Source organism: Sphingobacterium wenxiniae, assembly GCF_900116225.1.
Classification (GTDB): Bacteria; Bacteroidota; Bacteroidia; order Sphingobacteriales; family Sphingobacteriaceae; genus Sphingobacterium; species Sphingobacterium wenxiniae.
Genome location: NZ_FOZZ01000013.1, coordinates 76,043 through 99,183, shown reverse-complemented (window position 1 = coordinate 99,183; position 23,141 = coordinate 76,043). Strand labels below are relative to the sequence as shown.

Annotated in this window: 16 protein-coding genes and 2 rRNA genes; 11 read left to right on the top strand and 7 right to left on the bottom strand. The window is 41.8% G+C overall.

The features are described from left to right. From BM375_RS15060 to BM375_RS15020, 9 genes are all read left to right on the top strand, one after another. Positions 1–128, top strand: a 23S ribosomal RNA gene (locus BM375_RS15060); the annotation flags it as partial. 97 nt (positions 129–225) lie between these two features. Then, a 5S ribosomal RNA gene (gene rrf, locus BM375_RS15055) occupies positions 226–337 on the top strand. Positions 338–680: 343 nt separating this feature from the next. Further along, positions 681–1,127, top strand: a complete 447-nt coding sequence (locus tag BM375_RS15050) for a carboxypeptidase-like regulatory domain-containing protein (RefSeq protein WP_093367252.1) — start codon at positions 681–683, stop codon at positions 1,125–1,127. 6 nt (positions 1,128–1,133) lie between these two features. After that, complete coding sequence (locus BM375_RS15045; protein ID WP_093367251.1) at positions 1,134–3,926, top strand: SusC/RagA family TonB-linked outer membrane protein; 2,793 nt, start codon at positions 1,134–1,136, stop codon at positions 3,924–3,926. A 23-nt stretch (positions 3,927–3,949) separates the two neighbouring features. Beyond that, entirely contained in the window at positions 3,950–5,470 is a 1,521-nt protein-coding gene (locus BM375_RS15040) for a SusD/RagB family nutrient-binding outer membrane lipoprotein (protein WP_093367250.1), read from the top strand. 57 nt (positions 5,471–5,527) lie between these two features. Beyond that, entirely contained in the window at positions 5,528–7,003 is a 1,476-nt protein-coding gene (locus tag BM375_RS15035) for a S10 family peptidase (protein WP_093367248.1), read from the top strand. A 65-nt stretch (positions 7,004–7,068) separates the two neighbouring features. After that, a complete protein-coding gene (locus tag BM375_RS15030) occupies positions 7,069–9,933 on the top strand; it encodes a tetratricopeptide repeat protein (protein ID WP_093367247.1) in 2,865 nt (954 codons plus the stop codon). 119 nt (positions 9,934–10,052) lie between these two features. Then, on the top strand, positions 10,053–10,550 hold the full coding sequence (locus BM375_RS15025) for a DinB family protein (protein ID WP_093367246.1): 498 nt from the start codon (positions 10,053–10,055) through the stop codon (positions 10,548–10,550). Positions 10,551–10,820: 270 nt separating this feature from the next. Then, positions 10,821–11,090 carry a hypothetical protein gene (locus BM375_RS15020; protein ID WP_093367245.1) on the top strand — a complete coding sequence of 90 codons (270 nt, stop codon included), beginning with the start codon at positions 10,821–10,823 and terminating at the stop codon, positions 11,088–11,090. A gap of 68 nt (positions 11,091–11,158) precedes the next feature. Here BM375_RS15020 and sucD read toward each other — a convergent pair whose 3' ends face one another. Both sucD and BM375_RS15010 read right to left on the bottom strand, forming a co-directional pair. Beyond that, positions 11,159–12,031: a succinate--CoA ligase subunit alpha gene (sucD, locus tag BM375_RS15015; RefSeq protein ID WP_093367261.1), complete on the bottom strand. Its 873-nt coding sequence runs from the start codon at positions 12,029–12,031 to the stop codon at positions 11,159–11,161. A 79-nt stretch (positions 12,032–12,110) separates the two neighbouring features. Further along, complete coding sequence (locus BM375_RS15010; protein ID WP_093367244.1) at positions 12,111–12,644, bottom strand: RNA methyltransferase; 534 nt, start codon at positions 12,642–12,644, stop codon at positions 12,111–12,113. A gap of 164 nt (positions 12,645–12,808) precedes the next feature. Between BM375_RS15010 and rpsT the strand changes: the two genes are divergently transcribed. Next, a complete protein-coding gene (rpsT, locus tag BM375_RS15005; RefSeq protein ID WP_093367242.1) occupies positions 12,809–13,063 on the top strand; it encodes a 30S ribosomal protein S20 in 255 nt (84 codons plus the stop codon). 116 nt (positions 13,064–13,179) lie between these two features. On the opposite strand, the gene BM375_RS15000 is transcribed toward rpsT, so the two are convergent. After that, positions 13,180–14,037 (bottom strand): 3-keto-disaccharide hydrolase, encoded by an 858-nt coding sequence (locus BM375_RS15000; RefSeq protein ID WP_244525924.1) that lies wholly within the window; start codon positions 14,035–14,037, stop codon positions 13,180–13,182. Positions 14,038–14,051: 14 nt separating this feature from the next. Continuing rightward, positions 14,052–14,864 carry a helix-turn-helix transcriptional regulator gene (locus BM375_RS14995; protein WP_093367239.1) on the bottom strand — a complete coding sequence of 271 codons (813 nt, stop codon included), beginning with the start codon at positions 14,862–14,864 and terminating at the stop codon, positions 14,052–14,054. 185 nt (positions 14,865–15,049) lie between these two features. Between BM375_RS14995 and BM375_RS14990 the strand changes: the two genes are divergently transcribed. Next, positions 15,050–16,540: a succinate CoA transferase gene (locus BM375_RS14990; RefSeq protein WP_093367238.1), complete on the top strand. Its 1,491-nt coding sequence runs from the start codon at positions 15,050–15,052 to the stop codon at positions 16,538–16,540. 25 nt (positions 16,541–16,565) lie between these two features. Here BM375_RS14990 and gldG read toward each other — a convergent pair whose 3' ends face one another. The 3 genes from gldG to BM375_RS14975 form a co-directional block, all read right to left on the bottom strand. Beyond that, on the bottom strand, positions 16,566–18,986 hold the full coding sequence (gldG, locus tag BM375_RS14985; RefSeq protein ID WP_093367236.1) for a gliding motility-associated ABC transporter substrate-binding protein GldG: 2,421 nt from the start codon (positions 18,984–18,986) through the stop codon (positions 16,566–16,568). 155 nt (positions 18,987–19,141) lie between these two features. Then, on the bottom strand, positions 19,142–19,720 hold the full coding sequence (locus BM375_RS14980) for a hypothetical protein (protein WP_093367235.1): 579 nt from the start codon (positions 19,718–19,720) through the stop codon (positions 19,142–19,144). 120 nt (positions 19,721–19,840) lie between these two features. Next, positions 19,841–23,089, bottom strand: coding sequence for a S41 family peptidase (locus BM375_RS14975; RefSeq protein ID WP_093367233.1), 3,249 nt, complete (start codon positions 23,087–23,089; stop codon positions 19,841–19,843). Between the last annotated feature and the right edge of the window lie 52 nt (positions 23,090–23,141).

Genomic DNA, 23,141 nt, shown 5'->3' with positions numbered 1-23,141 from the left:
GTGCGAAACCGGCCACGAGATGAGACTTCTGATAAGGGCCGTGGGAGATGACCACGTCGATAGGCCATAGGTGTAAAGGTTGAGAGACCAAAGCCGAGTGGTACTAATAGCCCGGGACTTTCCATGCCCGGAAGGTTGTTGTCTTCCTTCTTACTTCTTTCTACCGATTATGTTTATGCTATGGCTGGGGCTTATATGTCCTGAGCTGCTGGCAAAAAAAGATATTCAGGTGCCTATATCGGCGGTGTCTACCTCTTCCCATTCCGAACAGAGCAGTCAAGCCCGCCAGAGCCGATGGTACTGCCGTAACAGGTGGGAGAGTAGGTCGGTGCCTAATTTTATACGGAGCCCCTTACAGGAAACTGAAAGGGGCTTCTTTCGTTTTAACCTATTTTGTCTTTTGTTAAACTTATCTGTTTCTATCGTTAAAATGTTAATGAAGATGCTACTTTGTTAACATTATTTTAATTTATATTGGTCTAAAATATAAGACTACTGACCTCGGCTACATCATTTTATTAATGATTATTGAGTACCGCTTAGTTTTAAAAAACTGAAGCACATATAAATTATATAAAGTATAGAATTATGGAAAGAAAAGGTCTACTTAACCCTCCTCCTTGAAAGATTGTTCAAGAACATTGTTTTTATTTTTTAATGTTAAACTAAAATACTATTCGATGAAACCTAAACAATCAAAAGACTCAGCAATTCCCAAATTGCTAACTAAAAATTATTTTAAATCACGGCAACTTATTGTTCTTGCTCTGGGCTCGAGCATATTCCTTTCTTATGCGCAAGCTGAAAGTGCAAATCTGAGTTATTCGCCGAGTAGCAGTTCAAATTTTGCTACGACAAATACTTCTTTAACTTTCTCCTCTCAGCAATTAAGTGTCAGAGGTGTGGTGGTAAATGCTGATGGGCAGCCTATTGAAAATGCAACCGTTAAAGTTAGAGGCTCGAGTGAGGGCACCCAAACAGGGACTGACGGTACTTTTAATCTGGAAGTTCAGGGAAGCAGACCTGTTCTTGTTATTACCCACGTAAGCTATTCTCCGAAAGAAATTACAGTTGCAGGTAATCAACCTTTGCGTATTGTGATGGATGAAGGTGCTGAAAATATTTAAGAGGTAGTGGTGACTTCCTTTGGTATTCAACGCGACCGCAAAACGTTAGGATATGGTATCAGTGAGGTAAAGGGCGATGATTTGACGAAAGCACCGACTACCGAAGTTACGAATGCCTTAGCCGGAAAAGTGGCTGGTGTACAAGTAAGCGGTGCGGGCGGTGGATTTGCTGGTTCAAATGTGACTATCCGTGGTTTTTCAACTTTTACAGGGAGTAACCAGCCTTTGTATGTTGTAGATGGTATTCCTTTGGATAATTCCGGTGGCGGAAACTCTGTTAATACGGGAGTCGTGAATTCCAGCCGGATTTCGGATATTAACCCACAGGATATTGAATCTGTAAATGTATTGAAAGGTGCTGCTGCAACTGTCCTTTACGGTTCAAGAGCAGCTTCCGGGGTAATATTGATTACGACAAAGAAAGGAAAAAAAGGACAACGCAACCAGATTTCTTTTGGTACGAATACTGCAGTCGGTAGTGTTTCCAGAATGCCGGATTTTCAAAATGAGTATTCGCAAGGTACTAATGGGCAATACAATAATAGTGTAACTGGTTCCTGGGGAGCAAAAATTGCTGGTCAGTCGGTTAAAAACTGGTTTGGTGAGGATGAAATTCTTCAGGCATACCCTGATAACATCAGCGACATTATGCAAAACTCTGTTAACTCGGTAAATGATGTGAGCTTTACCGGGGCTTCAGATCGATTTGACTACCGTGTTTCTTATGGCTATACCTTAGAAACAGGATTGCTTCCGAAAAATGATATAAAACGGAATAATATATCTGCGAATGTTTCTACACAGCTGACCGATAAATTTAAGATTGGAACATCGTTTTCTTATGTAAATAATATTTCCAACCGTACACAAGGGGGAAATCAAGGTGCTAACCCTCTTTGGAGAGGGATTTACACGCCAAGAAGTTATGATTTGACTAATATGCCATTCGAAGACGCCGAAGGAAATCAGCTATGGTTCGCTCCGGAGGATCATCCGTACTGGTCGATTGAAAACGTGAAAAACAGAGGGGAAGTGAACAGGTTCTATGGTAACCTGAATTTGAAATATGATATTTTGACTTGGCTTTCTGCGGATTTGAAAATCGGAGCGGATGTATTCAGCATGAATTCTAAAGGCTTTGATAACAAAGGGATTCGCAGTAATGGTAATACGAGTTCTGCCGGGGCAGGAGGTGTCGTGGATAGAAGTATGACCATGAAAAATATCAACTCTTATTTTACACTGACTGCTAACCGTGCACTGAGCGAGAATTGGAATCTACTTGCTACATTGGGTAATGAGGTCATCTCCAATAATAGAAATAATCTACAATCGACAGGGTTGGGTATTGTATTGCCAGATTTTGATAATCAAAGTAATTTCTTGACTTTTAATACTTTAGGTGAGATTACGAGGGAGCGTGCTATAGGTTTGTTTGGTGATGTTGTGTTGGATTATAAGACGTTTTTATCTTTAAATGTGAAAGCGAGAAATGATTTTTCATCGACCTTAGCCAAAGGAAATCGTTCGATATTTTATCCGGCAGCAGCAGTAAGCTTTGTGCTTACAGAGGCATTTCCTTCGATGAAGAGCAATGTCCTGTCTATGGCAAAGATTAGGGTGAATGCGGGTGAAGTAGGTAAAGGTACAAGCCCTTATGCGACGAACACCTATTACTCCAGAGCAAGCGCTTCCGATGGATTTGTATCCACCTTGGTTAGTTTCCCTTTTAATGGTTTAGCTGGTTATACCTTGGATAACGGTGCTGGTAATCCATTGTTGCAACCTGAATTTACACGGGAGTACGAGATTGGAACGGAATTGTCGTTTTGGAATGGCCGTTTAGGTTTCGAGGGTTCGGTGTATAAACGGGATACCCGGAATCTTATTTTTGCGGTGCCATCACCAGCGACTTCTGGATTTACGTCTCTGCGTACCAATGCCGGTAGCTTATCTACCAAAGGTTTAGAAATGATGCTGACCGTTGTTCCTGTGAAATCTGATAAGGTAACCTGGAGATCGGTGTTCAATTTCACAAAATTCAAGTCCATTGTGGAAGAGTTAGCTCCGGGGGTGAATAATATTTCCATAGGTGGATTTACTTCGCCTAATATTCGACTGGTGGCGGGTGAGGAGTATGGACAAATATGGTCAAATGCTTACGAACGGAATGATCAGGGGCAGATGATTATCAATGCGAATGGTTTGCCAAGACCAACCTCGAATGTCCAAAAGGTGGGAAATCCTAATCCTAAGTTTAATTTAGGCTGGTCAAATGATATTTCTTATAAAGACTTTAGCTTTTCTTTCTTGTTGGATTTTAAATACAAAGGCGATATTATGTCCCGGACTATAGGGGATTTGCGCATTCAAGGTGTGGCTAAAGAGACTGCAGAATTTGCCCGTGTGGATGCTTCCGGCGCAGTGACAACACCTTACTTGTTTGAGGGTGTATATCAGGACGGAACCCCGAACACGACGCATGTTACAGCTCAGCAATATTACAGCTTGCAAGGAAAGTATGTCGCATGGGAAGGCTACGTATTAGACGCAACTTTTCTTAAATTAAGAGAGGCTAATATTACCTACAGACTACCTTCAAGGCTGTTGTCCGGGCAAAATTTGATTAAGAGCGTTAATATATCTGTGTATGGACGTAACTTGTTGACTTATGCACCAAATTTCCCGCATCTTGATCCAGAACAAAACTTGTTGGGGATTAGCAATGCAAGAGGATTAGAGTTTGGTTTTTCACCTACTCCTCGTACAATTGGGGGCAGTGTTCGATTTAGTTTATAGATTAGTTATTAGATAAAAAGGATATGAAAAAGATATTTAGTTTACTTTTGGTTACGTCATTGCTGAGCACTTCCTGTGAGTCGTTCTTAGATATAAATGACGATCCAAATAGTGTTACAAAAGTTGGCGTGAATCAATTGCTACCTTCCGTTACTGTGAATGTTGGGTATTTGGGAGCGAGTGATTTGTTTCGTGTTGCGGGGGTGTTTTCACAGCAATTCAGCGGACAAGGGCCTGTAAATGGTCATGTGGCTTTTAAAGAATATGAGCGGTATAATGTGAATGATTCAGATATAAATAATCAATGGGTCGCTATTTTTGGTACGACATTGAGTGATATTTCTATTCTGATAGAACAAGCTACCGCTGAGGGTAGTCCACATTATGCAGGCGTTGCGAAACTGTTGAAAGCTTATGTTTATCAGATCACGGTAGATACGTGGGGCGATGTTCCCTATTTCAATGCATCCCAGCATAATGAAAACCGTACGCCTGAGGTCGATGATGATGAAGCGATCTATGCGGATTTGATTCGTCTTATCGATGAAGGAATCTCTGATATTAAATCTTCAAGCTCAACTTTATCACCAAACAGCTTCAGTACAATATATAACGCAAACAGTTGGGATGCGTCACGTGATAAATGGGAGAAATTTGCGAATACGCTGAAACTTCGGATTTATCTGCATTACAGTGCCAAAGATCCGGCGTTCACAAGACAAAAGATCGCTGAGCTGATAAATAGCGGGGCGAAATTTTTTGAAGGCAATGAGGATAGCTTCCAGATGGCTTTTACAAGCAGCCCGCAAAGACAAAATCCGGTATACAGCATAGAGTTAGGACAATTCCGTAACCAGTTTTTGCCTAACAAATATATTGTAGAGTTGATGAATGGTAACGAAGACCCGCGTCGGGAGAAATTTTTTACTCCTTCGCCTTATTATTCAAATCCTAAAACGTATAAAGGGGCAAGTGTTCTGGATGGAGGTGCGAGTAGCTCATACTCCAGATTACATGAGTATCTATACGGCTCTGTAGCGTCTTTTAATCCAGGGCTGATTGATAGCGAAGGCAATATCCAAACAGGTGCGTTAACTTACTCAGGCGCATCTCCGGCAAGATTGCTTACTTATGCTGAATATAACTTTATTCGTGCGGAAGCTGCGTTGCTTTATGATGCACCGGGTGATGCTGATGCGTTTTTTAAAGCCGGTATTCGTGCTTCTTTTGCAGAAGGAGGTTTAAGCGAGGCGGCTTTAAGCAGCTACTTAGCAACGAAAGGTACTTTGACAGGGAGCAATCAACAAAAGCTAGAGCAGATTATTACGGAAAAATATATTGCTAATTTTGGTGTAGTAGTCGAGCCTTGGACAGATTACAGACGGACAGGCTACCCGAGTTTAACACCTTTGTCCCAACCTTTGGCGATTTATAGTGAAGTTCCACGTACATTGTACTATTCACAGTCAGAGATCAATAATAATCCGAACGTGAAACAAAAAGCAAATCTGTTGGAACGTGTTTTTTGGGATACAAAACAGTAATAAGTTTAGAAATTTTATTATTTTATGGACAAAATAATTTTTAAATATAAATCAATTATGAAAAGAGTTCTTTCTTTAGTGTTGTGCTGTATAGCCTTTAGTATTTCGGCTTCAGCGCAACGTGTGCCTGCCGCGGACAGTGCTGTGGTGACCAAACATCAGATGACGGCTAACGGCCAGCGCTTTGCTTATACCGCAAAAACAGGTACGCAACCCGTATGGGATAATAGCGGAAAAGTTGTAGCGACAGTTCACTATACTTATTACTCCCGGGATGATGTTCAGAATCGCGACAAGCGGCCTTTGGTTATCTCTTTTAACGGAGGCCCGGGCTCAGGTTCGGTATGGATGCACTTGGCTTATACTGGTCCACGGTTATTGAATATTGATGATGAGGGGTATCCTTTGCAACCTTATGGTGTAAAAGAGAATCCTTATTCTATCATGGATGTGGCGGATATTGTGTATGTGAATCCGGTAAATACGGGTTATTCCCGGGTTTTGGATGAAAAGGCTGACCGTAACCTGTTTTTTGGAACGAATGCAGATATTAAATACCTGGCTGAATGGATTAATACCTTCGTAACCCGTAATAACCGTTGGGCTTCACCGAAGTATTTAATTGGAGAAAGTTACGGTACTACGCGTGTATCGGGCTTGGCTCTGGAACTTCAAAATGCGCAATGGATGTATCTGAACGGTGTCGTGCTTGTCTCGCCAACCGATTTAGGAATAAAGCGTGAAGGAGCAGTAGACATTGCGAATCGTCTGCCATATTTTGCGGCAACGGCTTGGTTCCATAAACGTTTATCGGCCGATCTTCAAAACAGGGATTTGGAAGAGTTCTTACCGGAAGTGGAAAAATTTACTTTAGATGAATTGTTGCCAGCTGTGGCGCGTGGACATAGTGTGGATGCCGCTACAAAAGAACGCCTTGTTAAGCAAATGGCTAAATATTCGGGACTTTCTGAAACGATTATCCGTCAGAATAACTTCGATATTTCTACTTCGTTGTTCTGGAAAGAGCTGATGAGGGATAAAGGCATGACAGTGGGGCGTTTGGATTCTCGTTATTTAGGGATAGATTTTCGTGACGGAGGGGAACGTCCGGATTATAATGCCGAGCTTACTTCCTGGTTACATTCGTTTACCCCAGCGATTAACTATTATTTCTTCAATGAGCTGAACTATAAGACCGATGTGAAATATAACATGTTTGGTCCTGTACATCCATGGGATAGAAGCAATGACAAAACAGGTCTAAGCCTTAGACAGGCTATGGCTGCCAATCCTTTCTTGCATGTAATGGTTCAATCGGGTTATTACGATGGCGCATGTGATTATTTCAATGCGAAATACAACATGTGGCAGATGGATCCTTCCGGTAAGCTTTCTTCACGGATGGATTTCAAAGGGTATAGAAGTGGTCACATGATGTATCTGCGTAAAGAAGATTTAATCAAGGCGAATGAGGATATTCGTCAGTTTATTAAAAATTCTTTACCAGCTCCGGATCAACCGGCTAAATATTAATTCCATTAGCGGTGTTTAATGATGTAGAAACGTTATTGAACACCGCTTTCTTTAAAATTGTAAGTATGCGTTTAAGTCGTTTTATAATTGTTTTGTTCTTAGGTTTTACAACCTTGCAGGCACAGGATTTAGTGAATGATACGAAAGCTGTCCAGGCATTGTTGAAACAGGAGAAAGAAAAATATAAGTCTAACCTTCTAAACCCGAAGCAGACTTATTCCGCATTGCTCAGATTGTTGGAATTAGGCGAGTGGGATTATGTAGTCAATCAATTGCAGGATAACAAAGGGTTGAGTGCTGTGGAATCTGCCGAATTGTGGGCAAAATACCACTGGTTGAATAATGATTTCTTTGCCGTTGAAAAAGCTCTTCAGCATTTAAAAGCAGCGGATAAATCTGATTTACGCATTCAACGTTTATTCGCCTTGTTGGATATTGAGGCTTGGGAACTTACCAAAGCCGAACAGCTTGCGAAGCAGCTTTTGGAAAAGTACCCGAACGATATAGAAACAAGCTTAATCCTTGGCAGGGCATTGCTTTTGCAGAAGAAATATCCGGAAGCATTGGATTTAGCCCATAAAATGATTGCCCATGATACAAAGGATGCATCGGGCTATTTTTTGAAGGCGGATATTTTTTTCTGGGACCAAAAGCCTAAAGAAGCAGAAGAGACCTTGGTACAAGGGTTGAAGTTAAATCCTTTGCATGCTGATTCTCGATTTTACTATGGTTATGCTATTTGGAGAAGAATTGATGCAACGCAATTGAATGATATGGTGGCCCAATGGGAATTGGCTTTGGGTATCAATCCGCTACATTATCAGGCTCATTGGCATCTGGGTAACGGACATACAAATCTGACGTTTACAGACTATGTTGATGATCAGGAGAAAGCTATTCGCGGAGAATTGGAAGAAGCGGATGAGCTGTTTACGGCAAATAAAATAGCGGAAGCATTTCAAGTTATTGACCGTGTAGAAGCGAAGTATCCACAGTCTGTCTTGCCGGCAATGCATCGGGGTTCATTACTGTACGGTGATTTTGACGCGATGGATCGGAAAGAACGTTTGGATAAAGCGGAGCAGGTGTTTTTGTCTATTTTACAGAAGAAAAAGCACTATGGCCCAGCGCACAATGGATTGTCGGCTGTATTGAAATCAAAGCGTATCCCTTTCCTGTCCACGTATGAGGAGAAGATGAAAGCGTATCGAAATCCTAAAATAGATAATATGCAGGATTTCTTGCAGGTCTTTCCGGATGTAGCCTATTACCCGGGCAATGTGGCGAAAGGTATGGCGTGGAATCAGTTATATACTGCTGTGGTTTATTTTCCTTTTTTAGTTAAGCAGCATCGTGATTTCGTTATCCCTCCTTTGCATGAGGACTTGGCAATTGCGATGAAAGCTCCTTATTTCCGTTTTAACACGACCTTTGATAATCGGCAATGGATGGATATTCGTGGCGTAGGAAGTGGCGCAGCTTCTATAGAATATACAGAGCGTGGCGCTTTTGAAGAGCGGAATGTATTATTACATGAATATGTCCACCTGTTTCACGGACGCGTATTGACCGATGAGCAAAACCGCAAAATCAAGGCGTTGTACTATAACGCCATGGTGAATGGCCTGACATTGGATTACTATTCACAGAACAACGAATCGGAGTATTTGGCGCAGACTTATCCGGCTTATTTTGAGGAAGTCAAAGTGCATCCATTGGATTTTAAATCTATGAACACGACGGCTGATTTGAAGACGAAAGACCCTGAGATGTATGCTTTTCTGCACGATATGATTACCAAAGAGAAAGCGTATCTGGCGGGAGATAAGCAAGCTATGGCATCGAACTGGTCTCAGGTGTATGTGAATCTGGCAAGTGAGGCTTCAAAGAATGACCTGACGTCGGCTTATCTCTTATTGGATACAGCATTACAATACGATAGTAAATATCTGCCTGCTCACTTAGCGTATGCAAGGTATCAGATAAGCGAACACAAATTTGATCTGGCTAAAGAACGTTTGAACCTTGCTAAGGGAATTAACACACAATATGCACCGATTTATGCGGTTGAGGCAAGCCTGATTGTTGCTTCTGAACCGGCTGACATCCAAAAACAAGCGGCTTTGTATCAGAAAGCTTATGAGCTGGAAACGGACTACATGGAAAAAGCACAGAATGCCAATATGTTGCGAAACTTCTATTTCCAGAGAGGCATGCTGAAAGAAGCGTTAGAAGTGGCGTTGGAATACTGGAAGAACGGTTCGGAAATCTCGACCTACCTGCGGGACAGGAAGGATGATAACGTAGCTTTCTACGCCTGGCAAAAAGCATTGCTGGGAGATAGTAGTCCAATCAAGGATTTGGCTTATTTAGTTTCGCAGAAACCACAGAATTATAACCTGCGCAGACAGTATGCAGAAGTGTTTCTGGCTAATGGTCAGTATACAGAGGCTTTGGAAAATCTCATGCCGGTATACCGTAATTTGCAAGCTTCACAGGTTAGCCGTCCGGAATTTGAATTGCTGTTGGCGGAAACGTATGCTGGCTTGGGCAATCTGGCGGAAAGGGATGCATTTCTGGCTAAGCTTACCGCTGCGGAGGCTGATGTCGTTCGTCTGGAACCGTTATATAACCTTCGATTGGTGCGGTTGCTTTACAAAGCCGGAAAAGCGACAGAAGCAGCACAGCTGTACAGCCAGATCAAGAAAGAGGATATGCTGTTTTATCGTTCAGCCGATTTGCTGACCCAGGCGTATGCGGCTAAGGACAGCGGAAATAGCGATAAGGCTTTAGAGCTGGTTCGGCAGGCGTTGAAAATCTATCCTTATGAAGCGGAATCTTTGGTGCTTTTGAATCAGCTTGCTGAAAAAAGTGATAAAGCAAAAGAGTTAGCCGCTATTTATCGGTCTAAAGTAAATGATATTCCATAGGGAGGCAAGAGGATTAAAATAACATACTTTCAATGTTTTTGATATTAATCCAGTTGTAAAAAACATCATATACTAATTTATTTTTACCTAAATTTAGAAAGAATAAAAGTATCAATATTATGAGCATAAAAGAGGGATTTTTGATTGAACTGGAACGAGAGACAGCAAATACAAGACGTATTGTCGAGCGGTTGGAGGATAAACACTTAAGCTGGAAGCCGCATGTTAAGTCGATGTCAGCAGGTGAATTGGCGGGTCATGTTGTGGAATTGCATAATTGGGTGGCTGGGGGTCTTGGCTTAGTAGAGTTTGATTTTCATCAGCATTATGTGCCTTTCAAGCCTACAACTGTAGCAGAGATTTTGGCTAAGCTGGATGATGGTTATGAAAAGAATGTAGCGATGATTAATGCGTTGTCAGATGAAGATTGGTCTTCATTGTGGAAATTGAAAGCAGGAGAGCACGTAATTGCTGAGATGCCGAAAATAGGTGCTATGCGCTTCATTATCCAGAACCATCTGGTTCACCATAGGGGACAGCTTTCAGTCTATTTGAGAATGCTGGATATTCCTGTTCCGGGAATCTACGGGCCTTCTGCGGATGACAATAATGTCTAATGAAAAAGAACTTTTGCGTATGTTAATCTATGGCAAATGCAGGAGATGCTGTCATAGTGAGTTTGAAGTTTGAACCTGAGTAGTGTAAGTTGATTAAACAAATGAAATTACAGTTATTAGAAGACTTAAGCTCACTTTTAGCCTTTTCGAGAAAGGTAAGTAACCAGAAAGGTGAAAATTTTAATTTAATTTCCCTTCTTAATATGGAACGGGATGAAATGAGGACGCATTCTCGTATTATAGGGGAATTATTGGAGCTTTCAATTTGGAATGACTGATAAGCGGCATTTTTATTACGGTTTATCATTTAATGAGAGTGTTGGTGAGAGGAAGGATACTTATGAAAAAATTAGAAATAGAATCAAAATTGCTGACGGAAGGTTTAATGATTTTTCAAATGAATACTGGTTGTATTGGCGTGATTCTGAAGATTTTTTAAATTGGAAAGACAATAGTGAGTTATTGAATATGAAAAATGGTGTTGGATTAAGAGAAATCTGCGATAAAGTTGAGTTTATGTTAGATTTAATAGAAGACTGATCATAAGTAAATAAAAAAGGATCTTCCAATTGGAAAATCCTTTTTTTAATACAGTTATGTCGCTTAGACTATTTCGCTAATTCTTCAGCAATAGCTGCACCGATTTCCGCAGGAGATTCTACTACGCGGATACCACACTCACGCATGATAGCCATTTTAGCAGCAGCTGTATCATCAGCACCACCAACGATAGCTCCAGCGTGACCCATACGGCGTCCTGGAGGCGCAGTTTGTCCTGCGATAAAACCTACTACAGGTTTAGTGCCGTGTTCTTTGATCCAACGAGCCGCTTCAGCTTCCATACCTCCACCGATTTCACCAATCATGATGATACCTTCGGTTTCAGGATCGTTCATTAACAATTCAACAGCTTCTTTCGTTGTTGTACCGATAATAGGGTCACCGCCGATACCGATGGCTGTAGTGATACCTAATCCTGCTTTTACAGTCTGGTCAACAGCTTCGTAAGTCAATGTACCTGATTTGGAAACAATACCTACTTTACCTTTTTTGAAGATAAAACCTGGCATGATACCGATTTTAGCTTCTTCCGCAGTGATGATACCAGGACAGTTAGGTCCGATTAAACGAGAATTTTTGTCGCTCAAGTAAGATTTTACTTGAATCATATCTTTTGTAGGGATACCCTCTGTGATACATACGATAACTCCAATTCCTGCAGCAGCAGCTTCCATAATCGCGTCAGCAGCAAAAGCAGGTGGAACGAAAATAATAGAAACGTTAGCACCGGTTGCGTCTACTGCATCTTGAACAGTATTGAATACAGGACGGTCTAAGTGTGATTGACCACCTTTACCTGGAGTAACACCACCAACAACGTTTGTTCCGTACTCAATCATTTGAGACGCATGGTAAGTACCTTCATTGCCGGTAAAACCTTGTACGATTACTTTAGAATCTTTATTTACTAATACACTCATTTTTTCTGTTTTTTTGCAAAGCAAATCTACCATTTTGCCACGACTTCTAAAAATTAACTGCGGCAAAAGAGGCTTTTTTTTATAAAAGCGTTAACTTCTTGACAAAATCCCACAAGACAATGCCTATCGTGACTGATACATTGAAGGAATGTTTAGTACCAAACTGTGGGATTTCCAGACAGGTGTCAACCTGTTGCATGGCTTCTTCAGATACACCATGTACCTCATTTCCAAAGATGAAGGCATACTTTTTGTCATTGTCTTTCGGAAATTCGTGAAGCATGACGCTACCTTCGGCCTGTTCGATAGCCAACAGTTGGTAACCTTCTTGTTTTAAGTCGTGCAATGCTTCTGTAATGTTCTTATGGTATACCCAATCTACGGATTGTGTAGCGCCAAGTGCTGTCTTTTCGATCTCCCGATGCGGGGGAGTTCCTGTAATACCGCACAATATTATTTTTTCAATGGCAAACCCGTCTGCTGTGCGGAAAGCAGAGCCTACATTGTGCATGCTGCGTACATTGTCCAATACAAGGACAATCGGTATTTTTGTTTGATTTTTAAAGGTGTCGATATCTACTCGATTCAATTCCTCCATGGATAGCTTCTGCATAATGCAAAGTAAAAGGTAAAAAATCAAAAGTCAAAAAAATTAAATCAAGCGCAGGAGGAGGTATCAAGGTAATTTTTTCAAATAGATTTTGAATATTAGAAATAGTATGTTATTTTTGCATTCCGAAATTAGTATAAAAGAAAAAATAAATATAGCTAAGAGAAATGGCAAATCATAAATCAGCGATTAAAAGAATTAGAGCTAACGCTGCGAAGCGTTTAAGAAATCGTTACCAAGCAAAGACAACTCGTAACGCAATTAAGAAATTACGTAATACAACTGACGCTACTGAAGCACAAACATTGTTGCCTAAAGTTGTTTCTATGCTTGATCGTTTGGCTAAGAAAAACGTTATTCACAAGAATAAAGCAGCTAACAACAAGTCTAAATTGACGAAGTTAGTTAACAAGTTAGCGTAACTTTAGTTAGATTGTTATAAAATATTTAGGGGATGTATATTCTACATCCCCTTTTCTTGTTGAACTTTTTTGAGTACAGTCATTCTTCGAAATCAAAGAATGACTGTATAAGTTTTTTATTGTGCTAACACTTTCTGAATAACCTCGTCCAATTTGGCTTTGTCAGCTTTATAGGGTGCAAGGTCGTATAATTCTACTTTGCGGAAATCAATAGGATGGCTTTCACTTTGTAGGTAAATATAACCTTGATTCAATAGTTTACCATCGATTTTTTGTGCGGGATCATAATTGTCTACATTTCCTCCTCCGATTTGTGGTTTGAAATACTGCAATACGATTTCTTTATCAAGGATATGTTGTATGATAGAGTCTCCCAAAACGACAAATTCTGCTGTTACCCAGTCATCACCATGATAAGTTTTGGATGTTGAGCTTTTGCAATGTGGTGTGAATAGTTTGTCATCAATGACAACATTAGTACCAGGTGTACATAGGTTGGAATTGGTCCGTTCGTCCGTTCCATTTCCGCCGAGCAGTTGTCCCTCAATTGAGATAGGAAAATCCTGATCTTTTAACATAGTCTTTGGATCTTGGCCATGGAGCATTGCTCCACTATTGCGCCAGGCCCAACCTTCACCTCCTTTAGCTTGTTCGTCCACGAACCGGTATTCTACGCGTAATACGTAGTAGCTGTATGGTGTGTTGTATGCTAAATGGCCATATTGTTGGTTGAACTCATCATAGCCATCATAGCGAACTTTTAATAGACCATCTTCCACACGATAGGTATTAGCATAGTTCTCGCCAACTTCGTGTAATCTGATTTTCACGGTCCAATCGTTGATGTCTTTTCCATTAAATAATTGTATTGGTTTCGGCGTGCCGTTATCATCTACGGTACTTTTTTGTGTGCTGTTCGCACAGTTCATAAATAAAAGGCTGCAGGCAATTGCTGTTATAAATTTTAGCTTCATACAAGTGGTTTAAGTTATAATAATAATTTTTTGTTCTTGACGTATTCTGTCGGTCTGACGCCTATGATTTTATTGAATGTATTACTGAATGTAGGTAAGCTGGTATAGCCGACCTGAATGGCTACTTCGTGGATGCTGAGCCCGCTGTCCAGTAGTAGTTTTAAAGCGGTGAGCATACGTAGTTGTGTGTAATACTGGATAAAGGTCATGTTTAGCTCTCTCTGAAATAGGCGGGATAGTGTACGGTCGCTTATATCAAAGTTGGTAGCTACAGCTTTGATATGCAGATTGTCTGCCATTTTCTTCTCTAAGAATGTAACGACTTCTTTAAGAAGAGGATGCTTAGGATAGGGTAGGGCAAGCGGTAATTCTGTATGGGAAAGCTCGGGCAGGATAAGTTTGAAAGCCTTAGCGATAGCAAATTTTGCCTCTTCAGAAGGGAATATGTTTCCGTTCCAGCGGTTGGTGAACATAATGAGTTCGATTAATAAATCGTTGACCGGATATATGTTGACTTTATTGTAAAAATCAGTGTCAGTATCGAAGACAGGGAAGTAGAGATTGCGCATGATGACTTCGGGATTGCTGGGATGGATGCTGTGCTCAACTTCTGGCGGGATCCAGATATAATGCCTTGCCGGCAGATAATAGGACTTTTCTCTCGTGCGTAGAAAAACCATACCACCTTCGGTGTATAAAAACTGCCCCTTTTGGTGACTGTGCTCTTGAATGACTTCCCCCATCATGGCATGATGACAATAGATGCTATCGGGAAACGCGTCCACATCCGTCAAGTAATATTTGTCTACATAGCGTTTATTGTCCATGATTTTCTTCTTCGTGCTATAAATTTCTTGTTTTTAAATGACATAAGCAACTCCCATTGTGGCAATAACTACGCGTTTGCATGATTTGTGTCATTTTTACACTACGATAATCTTATTTTCAGTATTTTGTACAGATTTGTTGCATATAGCAAAGACAGAAATATTAAAAGATCGTATCAATAAAAATGGTAGAAGAAAGAATAAAATTAGCATCACTTAAAGACAAAATAATGACGGCCCAAAAGGCAGTACAGATCTTTGAAAACGATATGGTCGTTGGTTCCAGTGGGTTTACCAAAGCAGGAGATAGCAAGGTTGTGTTGGAAGCATTGGCAGAACGTGCAAAAAATGAAAACCTAAAGATAACTTTAATGACCGGTGCTTCTTTAGGTCATGATACCGATGGAAAACTGGCGGAAGCCGGCGCTCTGAAGAAGCGTATGCCCTTTCAGGTAGATAAGGTATTGCGAAGTAAAATCAACAGTGGTGAAGTACTCTTTATCGATCAGCATTTGAGCGAAAGTGCCGAATTGCTGCATAATAAAAATCTTCCACCGGTGGATATTGCAGTTATTGAGGTAGCATTCATTGATAGAGACGGTAGTCTTGTGCCTACCACTTCGGTGGGTAATTCAGCCACTTTTGCAGAACTGGCGGAAAAGGTGATTATTGAAATCAATACAGCCATCCCAATGGATATTTATGGTATCCATGATATTTATAAGGCAGAAAATTATCCTTATCGTAACGTTATTCCTATCGTTGCGCCATGGAATAAAATCGGACGTAAAACGATAGCAATCGATCCAACGAAAATTGTCGGCATCGTGTTTACCGATAAGCAGGACAGCCCTGCGGATATTGCAGAGCCTGATCCAAAGACCATTGCTATTGCTAACCACATATTGGCATTCTTTGAGAATGAGGTGCAGTTAGGGCATTTGACTGACCGTCTGTTGCCTATTCAAGCAGGTATTGGGAAGGTGGCGAATGCGGTATTGACAGGTTTCAAAGACAGTAATTTCTACGATTTGACGATGTTCTCCGAAGTGTTGCAGGATAGTACATTTGACTTGATTGATTCAGGGAAACTGTCATTTGCATCGGCATCATCAATAACTGTATCTGCAGCGTGCTATGATCGGGTATTTGGCAATCTGCAGAATTACCGGGAGAAAATTGTTTTGCGTCCGCAGAATATTTCCAATACACCGGGATTGATCCGCCGTTTAGGTATTATTGCGATTAATACGGCTATTGAGTTCGATATTTATGGTAATGTCAATTCGACCCACATTGGCGGTACGAAGATTATGAATGGTATCGGCGGCTCGGGGGATTTTGCACGGAATGCTTATTTAAGTATTTTCGTTGCCCAATCGGCATCCAAGAATAATACGATTTCCCATGTATTGCCGATGGTATCTCATGTGGATCATACAGAACATGATGTGGATATTCTAGTAACGGATATTGGTTTGGCGGATTTGCGGGGCTTAGCTCCACGGGAGCGTGCACAAAAGATTATTGATAATTGTGTGCATCCGGATTTCAGAGAAGAACTACAGTCTTATTTTGATCGAGCTTGTGAGCGAGGAGGGCATACGCCACATTTGCTGGAAGAAGCATTTAGTTGGCACTTGCGCCTGCAACAAACTGGGACAATGAAGAAGTAAGTTGCAGTATAGACTTCCGAAGTTCTCAAAACTTCGGAAGTCTTTGATATTTACGTTTTCGCCAAAACTGTTGCTCTATCCCAAATAGCAAAAGAACGATAAGCGGAAGTGCAACATTGATAAGCTGCCATGTTGTTTTTTCCGCTTTGACTTTCGCTTGGTCAAGTAAGCGGAGCTTTACCTCTCTATTGCGCAGGTTGATGACCTCTTCATCGTTGAGCAGATAATCGACAATATTCTGTAAAAGTGTTTTGTTGGCAAATTGTTGTTCTGTATAGCGATCCCAACCCAGTGGATATGGCGATTGATCTTTGTGGTTTACCTGATTAATCAGCCAGTCGCCATCGGCGAATACCAACATTTTTGTCTCTCGACTTGTCGAAGTCAAGTCTATTGCCTGCTGAATACCTTCCGGGGCTGGTCTATTCTCAAAAATATAAGGGAATTTCCCAGAAAGCAATAGTGCTACAGGTTGGGGGTTTGTCTTGAATTTTGCCGGATCTGGCGCTTCTTCAATCATCTGTAATGAGATTGGCGCTGGGGTGGCAATGGTTCTGGCGAAAGGAGAGGAGCTTAGCAAGACTTCTTTCCTGATTCGAGGTGTTTCAATGGTATCTATAGTGCCGATAAATTCGGTGCGTATACCATCAAGGTTTTTTACAATTGGATTTGCACTGGTAGGCATTAAAATGGGGAAAAAGTACCACGGTACTAACTCGATTTGGGCTTGACCTCCGATATTACCTATAGACATTGGAATTTGTCCACAATTTAGATCTGCCAATACATTGTAGTTTAGTCGAAACCCGTACAGAAAAAACAGATCGTCCAAATTCAATTGTTTCCCGATGAGCGGCTGACTGGCAGCTTGCCGTAGGTTGTCCAAGCTAGCATCAACCTGATCTATAGTCCAGACCACCCGACCGCCATTACGGACAAAGTAATCAATCTTATACTTGTCACTTTCCGAAAAAGCCGATTGGGGCTTGACGACAAACAATACTTTCAGTTGTTGGAGTGATTCATACGTGACAGAATCCAGGTTTACCCGTCCTACTTGGTTTCCGGTCATGATGCTGTGCATCGCGTCATAAAGTTCCAGATCCGAGGGTTCGCCATGCCCTTCTGTAAATCCTATAAAAGCTGTTTCCTGCTGGACAACTTTACCAATTGCCGATATAAAGGCATATTCCAGATTCTGTATGGAATTATTCAATGCCTCTTCGGGTTTTGCCCCTGTTTTTTGTTGCAGGAGGTTGACAGTTAGCTCTTGGTCTTCTGTACTGACGATTGCTGCAGGAAATATGAGCTTTTGTGTAAAACCAGCTTCTGTTCTTACGCTGAGGTTGGTCGGGAAAACCCCTCTTTCGATTAAGGCTTGGGTGAACTTTTGCTGCTCTTCCTGATTACCTTCTAGCGGATCGATAACAGTAAATTTAATCTTACCACCAGATAGCGCTTTGAGGTCGCTTGCCATGTTGATGGTTTCTTGTTTCAAGCGGGCAAATCCACTCGGCAGATCACCATCTAAAAAAATCGTAATATAGATGTTTTCGTCCAGTTGGTTGATGATTCTTTCTGAAGTGTTAGATAAGGTAAAGCGCTTATCTTCAGTGAAATCTATCCTGCCAAATAGATTAGTGAAGCTTGTACTGTTTAATATAAAAAAGAGTGCTACACCAATGCCGTATGCGGTGAATGTTTGTTGTCTTTTTCTGAATTTTCTGCCTAGATGTCCGATAGTGAACAGAATGAAGATAGCTGATAAAGAAAGGAAATAAATCAGGTCTTTGGCCGTTAATACACCACGGCTGATACTGTCGTAGTGGGTGCGAATACCTAAGTCCTTTATAAAATCTTCTGCCGGCTGGAAAACAGCTAATTGACTGCCGGCATCAAGACCATAGTACGCCAGAAAACAGGCAAATACAGCTAATAAAAATGAGACAATAGGGTTCTTGGTCAGTGAAGAGCAAAAAATGCTGATGGCGGCATAGCTACTCGTCAGAAACAAAAGTCCAATATAAGAACCGATTGTTGCACCGATGTCAATATTACCCTTGGGGTACGCCAACAGGTAAACTGAAATTGCATATATTAATGTCGGAGCAATAGATAAGATACCTATACTGTTAATACCTAAATATTTCCCTAACACAATATCCTTTAGTGTATAAGGTCGGCTCAATAGCAGATCGAATGTTCCGTCAGCTTTTTCTCCGGCAATAGACCGCATGGCTATAGCGGGGATTAAAAACAGAAAAAGGTAAGGCGCTATGGAAAAGAAACCATCTAATTGGGCATAACCGGCATCCAAGATGGAGGTGTCCGGGAAGATCCAGAGCACAAGCCCTGATAGTAAAAGAAATAAGCCTATGGCTAAATACCCTATCAGGCCATTAAAATAAGACGCTATTTCTTTTTTATATATGTTTGTAAAGCTCATGTTACTTTCTTGACCGCTAATTGTCAGGGACAGTAAGTGGTTTCTTTTGCGGTCGAAAATAGGAAAAACATCGCTGTAAAACAAACGAGGTGACTTCCCTCGCGGAAGACACCTCGACACTTATATAGTTGTATTGATGCGACAGTTTTGTTATTCTATCTTCTGCCTGGTAGATAGATTTGAAAACCTAAGCCGACCCCTAGGCCATTGTGTCCACCACCGGCATTAATATTGGCTTTGCTATAATTGTAGCCGGCGGTTACTTCAAGTGCTACGGACTGCGTGATAAAATGTGCGTAACCTACATTCGCCCCTAAAGCAAATGATACGTTATCGCCAACTGAACTGCCTGCAATCCCGACATCACCCTGACCGAAGAAACGTCCGGAAGCCGATGCTCCGCCAGGAAAATAGTAACGAACAAAAGGAGCAATACCATAATTCCATTCGTTGTCGGCACCTTTCTCTGTGGTCAAACCTAGGGTAGCTTGCGCACCAATGGCTAGCCCATCGGAAATGAAATACCCTGCACGAGGTTGTAGCCCAATGCCAAAAGATTTGCCTTCAAAGCTGTAACCGATATTTCCAAGGGAACCACCTACCATCCAATTACCTTGTTTGATTGGATCCATACCTACGTTGGCGGTAGTCTGAGGTCTGGTCTCGATAGACTGTGCTTGTAATCCCAAGCTAAGACCTCCTAAAAGTGCTAAAAATAATGTTATCTTTTTCATATCTATACATGTTAATTTATGTTAATAACAGTGGTTAGATAGAAAAGTTTGCCGTGAGGGAGTAAAAAATATTCCGTATGAAGATGGAAGTCTTCATACGGAATAAATATTAGGGTAAGGCTATTTAATGTCTTGCAGTAGTTCTTGAATTGCCTTTTCCAATTGTTGGTCCTTACCTTGGGCAATAACCTCTGGTAGGTTTTTCACTTCGAAAGTTGGTTTGGTTTCATTGTTTTCCAGCCATTCGCCGGCTTTGTTCTTCGCACTGATTGGTACAGCACCCCACATAACCCCGTTAGGTAGCATTTCCCATCCGGCAAAGCTACATGTACCTGGAACAGGCATCCCGACAGTTTTACCAATATTCAGATCGGTATAACCACAGGAAAAACAATGACCATCACTATAGTTTGCTTCGTTGAACATGGCTAAAGTTGGTTTTGTCCAACGGAAAGTGGGTTCATAGCCTACTGAACGATCGGCCGTCGCATAGTCCAGAAACTTCTCTCCGGTAAAGAACATGGCTAAGTCGGATACCAGATCACCGCCACCGTTGAAACGCGTATCTACAATTACGCCTGCACAGTCGGCATATTTACCCATCATCTCATCATAGATATTGCGGTACTGTCCGTCAGCCATGCCGGAAATGTGTACATAACCCAGTTTCCCTTCGGTAGCTTTCTCTACTTCCTGTTGGTTTTTCTTTACCCAGCGGCGGTAGAGCAAAGCATTTTCTTCGGCTAAGGAAATCGGTTTCACGGTTACTTGTTCGCGATTGTTGGTTTTGGGATCTACAATCTCCAAAAGCACAAATTTTTCTGCTTTCCTGTTCAGGTACCGAGCGACATCCTTATCCGCAGCGATGGTTTCACCATCAATCTTTTCGATGATGGAACCCGGTGCAATTTTTAAAGAGGCTTTGTCCAAAGGTCCACCGACCACAATTTCTTCTATACGGATACCGTCACCTGTGTGGTTATAATCCATGAATATTCCTAAGGACGCTGTTGCATCGCCATCTGCAGAAGAACCGCTATAGCGTGCGCCCGCATGGGATACATTCAGTTCGCCCAACAATTCGGAAGCCATTTCTGCAAACTCATAATTGTTGCCGACGTGTGGAAGGTATTTCGTGTATTCTACTTTCAGTCCGTCCCAATCTGCACCGTGCATGTCAGGCGTATAGAACATCTTTTTCGTCCGTTGCCATACGTGGTTGAAGGCATCAGTCATCTCTGCTTCTTTGTCCAAGAACATATCGCCGGCAATTTCAACGGCATCTCGTTTGTTGTTCTCCGCATTAATTTTGGTGATCCGACCTCCGCTAAGTAGATAGATGGATTTTTGCTCTTTGTCCCATCGTATGCTTCCCCCGGCGGCATCCAAAGGAATTTCCATTTTAGTTTCCTTAGTGCGTAGGTTCGTGCTCCAAAGATTAGCGCCTTTTTCAAAACGCGCAAGATAGTACAGCTTTTCTCCGTCTTTGGATAATAATGCATCAGATAGGGCAGAAGAATGTATGGTCAATCGTGCTTTGCGTTCGTCCAGACCTTCCCAATCAATTTTGATAGGTTCTTGCTTTGCAACATTTTTGGTGGTATCCTTATCGTTTTTCTTTTTGTCTTCGGTTTCCTTCTTGTTGTTTTTTTCAATTTCCTTTAAAAGGTTGAAATCATCTTTGCTCATGTTGTATTTATCCCAGCCTTCTTTGGTCAGGAATAAGGAGTAGACATCCATCTGTGTGCCGCCACTAAATGCATGGCTCTTTAAACCATGTCGGTTGCTGAACCATAAAATCTGCTTTCCTTCATTTGCCCACATTGGTCTGTGGTCACTATACCCACTTTTGGTGAGGTTGACCATCTTCTGCTTACCTTCCACATCCAATAATACCACCTCGCCATTAGCCATGGTGGGATTGTATTCTGCCAATAGCCATTTGCTGTCCGGGCTCCAAGAGAAATACTGGTCGCCATCCTGCATGTGAAACAGTTGCTCAGGTGTAAGTAAGGTCGTAGTGGCTTTGCTGGCGATGTCCAACACTTTTAATGTGCGTCTATCCTCAATAAAAGCCAGTTTTTTGCTATCCGGAGATAGCTGTGGTAGGTAGTTGTCTTTTTCGTTGCTCACAAGTGGTTTTTCCTCGATCAAAGTCGCAGCAAAGAAAAATGGTTCTTCCTTGCGCGCTTTTGTGGCTTGGAAGATTTGCCAGCGGCCATCGCGTTCGCTGGCATATATAATAGATTTGCCGTCCGGTGCAAATTGAACAAATCGCTCCTGTGCGGCTGTGTTGGTAATGCGTTTGGTTAATTTTCCGTCTACCGAAGTGACAAATACTTCACCGCGGGCGATGAACGCCACTTCTTTTCCATCCGGCGAAACGGACATTTCCCGCACGCCTCCATTGATGCTAATGTAGCTATCGTTGTTGGATGCCGTTTGGGTTTTAAGCTGTACAGCTACTTTTTTCGGTTCTTGTCCCTCAGTGTAGGTGTACAATTCCCCATCGTAAGAGAAGCACAGAACTCCACCGTTGGATATGCTTAGCGAGCGTACCGGATGTGTTTTGAAATGCGTCAGCTGGGTGTTGTTAGCGGGTTGTGCTAAAGATAATTTGTGGAGATTAAATGAACCGCCTTGCTCACTGAGGTAATACATGTTTTGTTCATTACTGTCAAACAGCGGATGACGGTTTTCTCCATAAAAGGATGTTAGCTGACGATGTTTGCCTTCTTTTTTATCCCACAGCCAAATGTCACGGGCAATGGAAGACTGTTGGTGTTTACGCCATTCGTTTTCCCCGCCTTTTTTATCATGATACAGCATCTTTTGACCGTCTTTACTAAAGCTGACATATTCGGCAGGTGTGGTGAGTAGCTGATTGATACGTCCACCGGCTATAGAAACCTCATATAGTTCGGGTTGTGAAGCTGTAGGATATTGACGGTGGCTGGCTAAATCCTGTATGTTTCCGCCAAAAACTATGTTTTTTCCATCGGGAGTAAAAGCGTATGGATATTCTGATGTCGAGTGGTAAGTCAGACGGATCGCTTCTCCACCATCTGCCTGCATGATGTAGACGTCGAAGTTGCCGTAACGATCCGAAGCGAAAGCAATCTGTTTGCTATCTGGGCTCCAGACAGGCATAAAATCATGAGCCTGGTGAAATGTTAATCGTGTTGTTGTTCCGCCTTGCGTCGGGACGGTGTAAATGTCGCCTTTATAGGTAAAAGCAATTTTTTGTCCGTCGGGCGATATGGCCGGATAGCGTAGCCATTGCGGGCTGTCCTGTGCAACAGCAGGACTTGCGGGAAGTGACACGGCTAATACAATGGCCGATATAAACCCGGATAATTTTATTTTCATAAACATAAGTGTTTTTACGGGCGCAATATACACATGTTTGGTACTTATGTAA